The organism is Vibrio sp. HENC-03 (assembly GCF_000305755.2).
Classification (GTDB): Bacteria; Pseudomonadota; Gammaproteobacteria; order Enterobacterales; family Vibrionaceae; genus Vibrio; species Vibrio owensii.
Genome location: NZ_JH976091.1, coordinates 1 through 8,075 on the forward strand (window position 1 = coordinate 1; position 8,075 = coordinate 8,075).

The 8,075-nt window shown below is 40.1% G+C and carries 6 protein-coding genes; all 6 read right to left on the reverse strand.

The genetic code is table 11. The features are described 5' to 3' along the window. Nucleotides 1–177: 177 nt before the first annotated feature. The gene (locus tag VCHENC03_RS0125600) at nucleotides 178–693 is read right to left on the reverse strand and encodes a hypothetical protein (protein ID WP_032802458.1); all 516 of its coding nucleotides are present in this window, start codon (nucleotides 691–693) and stop codon (nucleotides 178–180) included. 168 nt (nucleotides 694–861) lie between these two features. Further along, nucleotides 862–3,642: an HD domain-containing protein gene (locus VCHENC03_RS17240; protein WP_009705413.1), complete on the reverse strand. Its 2,781-nt coding sequence runs from the start codon at nucleotides 3,640–3,642 to the stop codon at nucleotides 862–864. A 179-nt stretch (nucleotides 3,643–3,821) separates the two neighbouring features. After that, complete coding sequence (locus tag VCHENC03_RS17235) at nucleotides 3,822–5,066, reverse strand: SIR2 family protein (protein WP_009705414.1); 1,245 nt, start codon at nucleotides 5,064–5,066, stop codon at nucleotides 3,822–3,824. A 718-nt stretch (nucleotides 5,067–5,784) separates the two neighbouring features. Continuing rightward, nucleotides 5,785–6,138: a VOC family protein gene (locus VCHENC03_RS17230; protein WP_009705415.1), complete on the reverse strand. Its 354-nt coding sequence runs from the start codon at nucleotides 6,136–6,138 to the stop codon at nucleotides 5,785–5,787. 111 nt (nucleotides 6,139–6,249) lie between these two features. Beyond that, nucleotides 6,250–7,206 (reverse strand): hypothetical protein, encoded by a 957-nt coding sequence (locus tag VCHENC03_RS17225; RefSeq protein WP_009705416.1) that lies wholly within the window; start codon nucleotides 7,204–7,206, stop codon nucleotides 6,250–6,252. A 224-nt stretch (nucleotides 7,207–7,430) separates the two neighbouring features. Continuing rightward, nucleotides 7,431–7,997: a hypothetical protein gene (locus VCHENC03_RS0125605; protein WP_032802460.1), complete on the reverse strand. Its 567-nt coding sequence runs from the start codon at nucleotides 7,995–7,997 to the stop codon at nucleotides 7,431–7,433. Between the last annotated feature and the right edge of the window lie 78 nt (nucleotides 7,998–8,075).

An 8,075-nucleotide genomic window follows, 5' to 3' on the forward strand; every position in this document is an offset into this window, starting at 1 on the left:
GTGTAAAGTTCTTTGCCACACCTTTGATATTCTTCAGTTTCACAATTTCCCCTTGAGTTATAACGCCCTGTTAAGGTGTGAGCAACGCAATGCCGATGCCTCCGCATACCACCTTAAACACCAACCGCAACGCATAGTAAAAATGCCACGCGTTGCGAATCACTCTTAAACAGTTTGTTATGTGATTTTCATATGTGGGTGAAAGGTGGACTTGAGGCTAGCTAAAGTATCCATATGCCACTGAAGTAACACTGACTCTTTTTCTGCTACATCACTCCTTTCATCACCAACCGGAAGACCTTGACTCCCATCACTTGGATATAATCTCTCATGGTAAGATGCCATCGGTATTGACTGCTTGTATATACTAGCAATCAGTTCTGAGATCTCAGAACCAAATAAAAAGTCAGCCTCGGAGGCTTCCGCGTTGAACTTTAAAGTATCTTGATAAGTAGTTGTTCCCATTTGCGCAACCTTTGAGAGGTGCAGTTGAACAGCCTTGTAAACAGCTAACCTTCTCTCATAAGTTTCATAATTTAATCTTTGCCGGTTAATCACATACTGTTGATAAGCAACATAGATACCAACTACCGTCAAAACAGGTACGAGCAAAGCAGATAGCGTGGCAACCCAATCACTCTCAACTTTAGATACTGTTTCAACAACTAACCTAATAGGTTTATCTGAGCTCAAACTCTCTCCTTATCACATAACGCCGCATTAAGGTGTGAGCAACGCTGCCACCAAACTTAAACCATACCACCGTAAACACAAAACCCAACGATGGAATGAAAAATGCCATGCGTTGGGAATCACTCTTAAATGCTTTGTTATGTGTTTTTAGCTAAACCCAAAGCTCCTTTAGACATACGCAGATAGAGCTTCAGGGTTGTGTCCTGCTTCATCCTCTCGTAATAGATGAATTGTATTTGCGATAGTAACAAAGCGATTGTCATCAGCTAGTTTTTTTAGATATGAGTGAAGTGCAGTTTCTGGCTTGACTAAGACTCGGTGACGCCCAAGAAATAAATAAGGCTTATCATCAGGTGTTTGGAATTCTCGCCAATAAATGGTACCAGACCAGCGCCCACTTATGTCAGGAACCACATTGACAGGTCTACCCCTATAGTTAACTCTGCTTAGCTGGATGTTTAGCAGACTGACCTCTAAATCGTTACCTATAGGCAACACTCTCGCTGAAGCTAAAGGGTCATTGTCAAAGAGCATAGAGAAATTCCGGTCAGGTTGCATTATATAGACTGGAATGTTGGGGCTATATTGTTTAACAAATCCCTGAACGCAAGCATAAGCAAGTTCAAACGCCTGGGGACTCTCTAACGGAAAGTAAGCCCCGCCATTTAGAAAATTGCGCTGCCCTTGTAAGCAAAAGACTATTCCTTCTATATCAGCCAATTCAGTTAAATTAATAAACTTTGCATTCATAACCGAGTCTTGCAATCGTGAGGTTGGTTCGACAGGAGTGAGTTTGTTACATATTAAGTCTGGGTAGTTTTGATAGGCTATAGCAAGTTCCGAACTCGTGAATGTATCATAAACATTTCCGCCGTTACTTGCTGCTTCGTTCTGTAAGGTATGAATCGTCTCAGGATCATAAGATTCTGTACTTTTGAGAAAGCTACGATACCCCTTATGAAAGAGGTTACGCACTTCATCAGTATATTGCTTTTCTGCGGCATTGTTGTTGAGTTGCTGCCTATCGATAGAAAATTCAAAGCCTTTCGGCGTAAGTGAGTTCATGTGATAAGTACCAACTCTAAGTACGTCAATACAAAAAGACGATACTCGAATAGGAACCGAAAAACCACAAATAGCCGATCGTTGCCTATGCATTCCATGACCTTCCATCACATTAAACATGCTCTTATTCGGCTCAGATGTAAATGTAGCCTTATTATTTTCCATTCTATATGCCAATCCAAACTTCAAAGATGCTTTAGGCGTTGTTTCATGGAATTTAAAGACCTTAATATCTAAGCTGCTAGCTTTCTGACGGCGCACTCCGAAAAGTAGCTCTTCATTTACATCAGGTACCTCTACCTCAATACGTTCTTCATTTCCATCCAACTCAAGAGTCAAAGGAACCATTGAACAAAGTATCTGATTCTTAAGCGCAATGTAAATATCGTCAATGACTACGTCTGGCTTGAGCTTTAAAGAGATATTAGTTCCACAAGCTCTATCTACAGGTCTAAAAACCGTATAGTCTTTTAAATTTTCAAGTTGAACATTAAACTCGAAACCCCGCGCACATTGAGCGTCATTGGGCTTGCCTCTGTAATTTTCAAATGCCGCAGTAGATACTGTAGCAATGTCTGAAATAGTGAAGACGGACCAGAAACCAATGCCAAAACGAGCAATTGGTGAATAGTCACTTTCAGTGTATGTGACTTCACAGGACCTACTGCTACCGACTGTTAACAAATTATTCAGAACCGTACGCTCAGACATCCCACAACCATTATCTGAGACAGAGACAGAATGGCTGTCTCTGTTGAAAGCAACACGCACCTCTGGGTGATACTTATCTGACGGCGCAGAATGATGCGCTCTATACCGACATGCCTCTACAGAGTTTTGAACTAGTTCTCGAAGGGCTATACCTTGATCTCGTCGCCAAATCGCATTAGATGCGATGAGGTCAATGACATTTCTCTTATTTAACCTAACCCCGAGGCGATGAAATTCTCCGTGACTAAGTGTAAGGTCACGATGAAATGTACCTCCTCTTATTTTCAAGCGCTTAACATTAGAGCGGTGGTCAATATCACTGTAACCTTGAATCCATTCTTCCATTTGGTCAAAAGTTCGATGGGCAAGCGCCAATACATTTTCATCGGAAAAGGTTCCGCTCACAATAATACGGCCGTCTTGGGCTACTGCAAGACTATCTCCGGTACATACATGCTTCATGTTTTCTGCATACGATATCTTGGCTGGAGAACTTTGGTCTTTCACCAGTTGCTCAAGGACACCATCAACAACGCGTGTGTCACTAAACTCAATAGCGTCTGCAACACATACAATTACTGCTAACTGAGCAAGGTCGCTTTCTTTCTGACCAGCCGCAAATGGGCGATAAAGTTCTTTTTCAAGTTGAGGAATGGAATAATTATGGGCCTTCATCATGAGGTCCAAAGCCGAAACAAGGTTGCGAGGAACTGCCAGAGACTCTGCATGTTCCTCTATATATCTGCCACCACGATTTGAATGGTTCTTCCTTAAATGGTTTTGAAGATCTTCACTAGTCTTCCAACCATCTTGGGAACTAAGCCCAAGCTTTTCTCTCAATGATTCTTCTTCCCCAGGGAATACAGCCATCCCTAAATCATGAGCATATGCTGCTGCAATCAGTAAAAATATTTCCTGAGCTGTAAGGGCTTCTGGCAACTCAACATCGAAGCAAGCTCCAAGTAAACATTGCTCCATCCTATGAACAACTTGATAACCATGATGCACATCATGCCGTGTATAGTATGGGAAATAGTTCTTGATTGACGCCATAAGAGGCTCAATTGCACGAACAAATGTTTCAATTCGCTCAGCATATTCTGAGTCGAGAGATAATAGCTGAGTATAAAGCTTTGTCTCTTTAAGCTCAGTAATGGAATCTCTTACTTTCATTATTTCCCTTTCTCTATTCTATAAACTTCTTACTGACAACGTAACTATCGGACACATAACGCCGCGTTAAGTAGTGAGCAACGCCACCACAAAGCCTAACGATACCACCTTAAACACAAAACCCAACGATGGAAGAAAAATGCCATGCGTTGGGAATCTGTCTTAAACGCTTTGTTATGCTACTTTGGGATACTTTCTATAATCTCTGATATTTCTGAAAATTCGTTCACCCAAACAATCTCTGCACCAAAAGATTTCGCATCATTTTCTTCAAAGTTGTGCACTGTCTTTACTAGTCCTGAAGCAACGGCGTCTAGCTCATCAGAATGATTGAGAACATCTACTAGCTTTTCCTTAACTAACAACTCTTTAAGAGTTTCCTTAACTTTATCAACGTTGTACCGACGTTTAATAACATAGTGTTGAGTTCTGTCATGCCCACGTTGAGATTTTGCTATATCCAATAAACGCCTTAGGTTCGGATCAGAAAAAGAGTGACCAATAAACAAGCAGTTGGAATCCTTAAACTTGTTGATTTGAACCAGATTACTCCAATGATAAAGGTCCATATACTGCTTATGATAGCTATCATCGGAAAGAATAACCGCATGTTTATCTGTAACATTTCCGGAGCGAGGGAGATAACCATGAACATGGTAAATAGGAAGCTCGTCTTTTTTCGGGTTCATTCCTAAGGTATAGATGCTCTTGTATTTAATCCCCAGATCCAGTGCTTTCAATTTGTCTTCCAAAATGTCATCGTAGTTGTACGTTATGACTGAGTCCAAACTTGGATTTTTTCCCGGTGAAACACATAGTTGAACAATTGCTTTATAAATAGGTGTTTCTACCTCGTTAAAGTTTTCATATAGAGCTTTACGTACTTCAGTTTCGAATGGGTACTTTCTGCCATTTTTCTCGTGTTTCTCTTTCTCGAAGTGAAGCTTAAGGTAGCGTGCTGCAATTAAGCTACTAGGACCAAATACCGAATTAAACATCGCTGCCATCACGGTACTTTCTTTGTCTGCACTATCAAGTGTTTTTGCTAGTAGTCTACGTAGCAATTCATCCCATGATGGTAAACCAAGATCCATTGAGACACCGGCTCCTAAGATGAGAGTTAAACTTTCATTATTGTAATGATTTTTTAATTCTCGAATTACTTTCTTTCGATTCACCTCATCGTCAGTAGCTTTTAATAGAGAGTCAGAGACTTTGACAGATATATTTTTAAATACGCTATCAAATACATCGGAAAAAATATCGTCAAATTTGCCATCATCTTTATCACTACTAAGGCTTTGCCAAATCCGTTTTGTGTACTCACCTTCAGACTTAGGTTTCGTGTGTTTTACGTTGATGCACCTCTTAAAACCATTTTCGTCTTCGACGATATAATCTGGTTTGTTGTCATCTTTCTTCATTCCAATACCCTATTTTTATTGTTTTTCTTGTACAAAACTAAACGAGTAGCATAACGCCTTGCTAAGGTGTGAGTAACGCAATACAAAAGCTACCGCACGGCGCCTTAATCACCATAAGTCACCGCATAGTAAAAATGCCACGCGTTACGAATCACTCTTAAGCAATTTGTTAGTACATGCGCTACTTCTATTTATGCACTCCAAGATATTGAAAACTGGCATAATATGAAAGGCTTTGAACACTGAAGTGAGACGGGCAGCTACAAAACTTTTCCCCGATTGAAAGACGAAAGTTGGCTAGAAGAAAAACGCACTGAACTGCCCTACTTTCACTGGCTTCAAATTAGAAAAGGATTCGATCCTCGCACTTCGACGGCAATACCAAAGAAAGACAACTCTGACTTCGTAAAAACTACGAAAGAGAAGAAGCGCCAAAGAAATAGGGTAAGAGTTAGACACCGTAAACGGTGAAATCAAAGCAAACACTCCGTATATAGTGCCACCGGAAAGAACGTGAAAGGTACAAACTGAAAGGTGTAAAGACGAGCACAGAAATAAATAAACACCAAAACTTATGACCTTTGATGTCAAACCCGTACTAACGCCGCGTTAAGTAGTGAGCAACGCTAACCACCGAACCTAAACTATTGTGCCGTAAACACTAAAATCAAAGCAAACCAAAAATGCCGAGCGTTGCGAATCTGTCTTAAACGCTTTGTTATGTGGTTGCCCCACGTAGACCGATTAAGTTTCCAAAAGGATCTTCAAGTTGGCACATAGAGAGTCCATTTTCGATCTCCATAGGACCACGATATAAAGATGCCCCAAGAGCTTCGAAACGAGATAATTCAACAGATAAGTCACGCACAGACCAATAGAGTACAGTTCCCTTTTTACCTTCAGAGACTTTGTCATCAGATTGAACAATTTCGATAGAAAACCCGTTTACATCGAGTACTGTGAAATCGAAGTCTGGAAGATGCATTGGAACAGCTTCTGGGAACGCTTGCTGATACCACTGAAGCCCTATTTCCACATCAGGGACATAAACAAGAACTGCTACTGGGGTCATAAATCCTCCCTGCCACATAACGCCGCATTAAGGTGTGAGCTGCGCTCGGCTATACTTGAGCGCAGCGAAAATGCCGAGCGTTGCGAATCACTCTTAAATGCTTTGTTAGGGCTAAGACGCAAACAGATCGCCTTGAGAATCACGCATTTTCTTAGCGTGTAAGTAACGGTGACCTTGCTTAGTAGCTTTGGTCTCTGTACCTTCTGTTATTTCAATTACTGTAGCTACAGAATATCCAGTAGTTTTAATTTCGCCAACCTCATCCAGTTCGCGCGCGATACGCAATACACACGTGATCGTAGAGCCATGTTTAAAGCCAACTTTTTCAAGTAATACTTCTTCTTTAAAATCTGCATCATGCATATCAAAAGAGATCGGTTTGTCTTCATATATGCCTTTCCATTTGTACCGCCCTTCTCGTAAAACTGGCGACACAATTTCGATAACAGCTTCTTCATCAATATCAGACTTGAGCTTGTTAGAAGACAAAATGAAGTTTTTAAAACTGGTCCTTTCGATGATTCTTTCATCAACGAAAGGTTCAAAGCTAGGAGTCACTGCATTTATGCCAACATGCGTTACTTTATGGTAGGAAGATAGGTGAGTATATAAATTAGAACGACGTTTGACGATTTTTAGACTCTTATCAACGTGACGGGCAGCTTTACCAATAGTTTCTTCACCGATTTGTTGCACCGTCTTTTCTTTTAGCTCTAGTTTTAATTTTTCTATATTGAGTTTCTTTTCTTCGATTGTTAGTTGCTTAATTTCTTTTTCTAAAGCATCAATTTCTGGGTCAGAGATGGGAACCCTTGATAGCACGACCGTTACAATCATGAGAAGAATAGTTACTTGATTATTATTGCTACCTAGGACACGCCAGAAATCTCTTAGTCCCCCCTCTCGATAGACTTCCGCATTCACGTCTATATCGATTTTGAGTATATCAGCAGCTTCAAGCAGAATAGCTAGTATTTCTGCCTCACATTTGTTTCTGACGACAGCATCCATTGAATGGCTACCATCATTAAAATAGTAATGCATTTCTAACTTATCAGCGCTTTCCATACTATCTACTCATTGGAATCAAAGATGAGACAATAATACAAGATGCATATGCCTGAAATAGCTAATTAGCACTAAAGTGTGACAAACATTCACGTTATGGAGAGCCCTAACGCCTTGTTAAGGTGTGAGGCATGCAATACCGAAGCTTCCGCATACCACCCTAACCACTAAAACCAACGCATAGTAAAAATGCCACGCGTGCCGAATCACTCTTGAACAATTTGTTAGATGATTTTATCCGTATGCAAGTATTCTCTAAAAATATTTTCAATTTGAGTTTTTTGAAAATGTATATCTGCAAAGATACTTTCGAGCGTTTCGTGATGCTTCGGAGTCTCACTCTTTACCAGATTATTAAATCGATTGAAAAGCACTACAAGTTGCTTATGATGTGTGATTGCTTCACTAGGAAGAATTAGTCTGGCTCTTGGAGTAATTTGATGCCAAGTCAATACAAGGTTATCAATTTTATCTAAATACTCTCTCTTTGACGAAATTACCTCTCCCGAAGGTAGTTCAGTCGCATCTTTGTTTACGACATCTTGGCATAAAGAGTAATGCTTATATAAAGTTTCATAGTAATTAACTATATGTTCCAACTGACTACTATAACTAGAACCAATTAAGGTTAATTTACTTTTAATTAATTCAATTTGTTGATTAGCTTTAGAATTGTACTGAACCATTGTGTTCTGTAACTTTAGATAACCGATAAGAATCACAACTCCGGTTAATACAGCCCATATACCATACTTATCCATTGCTTCTAGTATGCTCAAGACCAATTTCATTCCTCCTATCATCTAACGCCCTGTTAAGGTGTGAGCAACGCAATACCGATGCTACTGCATATCACCTTAATCACTTAA

Excerpts from the sequence above, each read along its gene's own strand:
- VCHENC03_RS17225 (WP_009705416.1), bottom strand. The coding sequence starts at position 7,206 with ATGGAAAGCGCTGATAAGTTAGAAATGCATTACTATTTTAATGATGGT.
- VCHENC03_RS17235 (WP_009705414.1), bottom strand. The coding sequence starts at position 5,066 with ATGAAGAAAGATGACAACAAACCAGATTATATCGTCGAAGACGAAAAT.
- VCHENC03_RS17230 (WP_009705415.1), bottom strand. The coding sequence starts at position 6,138 with ATGACCCCAGTAGCAGTTCTTGTTTATGTCCCTGATGTGGAAATAGGG.
- VCHENC03_RS0125605 (WP_032802460.1), bottom strand. The coding sequence starts at position 7,997 with ATGAAATTGGTCTTGAGCATACTAGAAGCAATGGATAAGTATGGTATA.
- VCHENC03_RS17240 (WP_009705413.1), bottom strand. The coding sequence starts at position 3,642 with ATGAAAGTAAGAGATTCCATTACTGAGCTTAAAGAGACAAAGCTTTAT.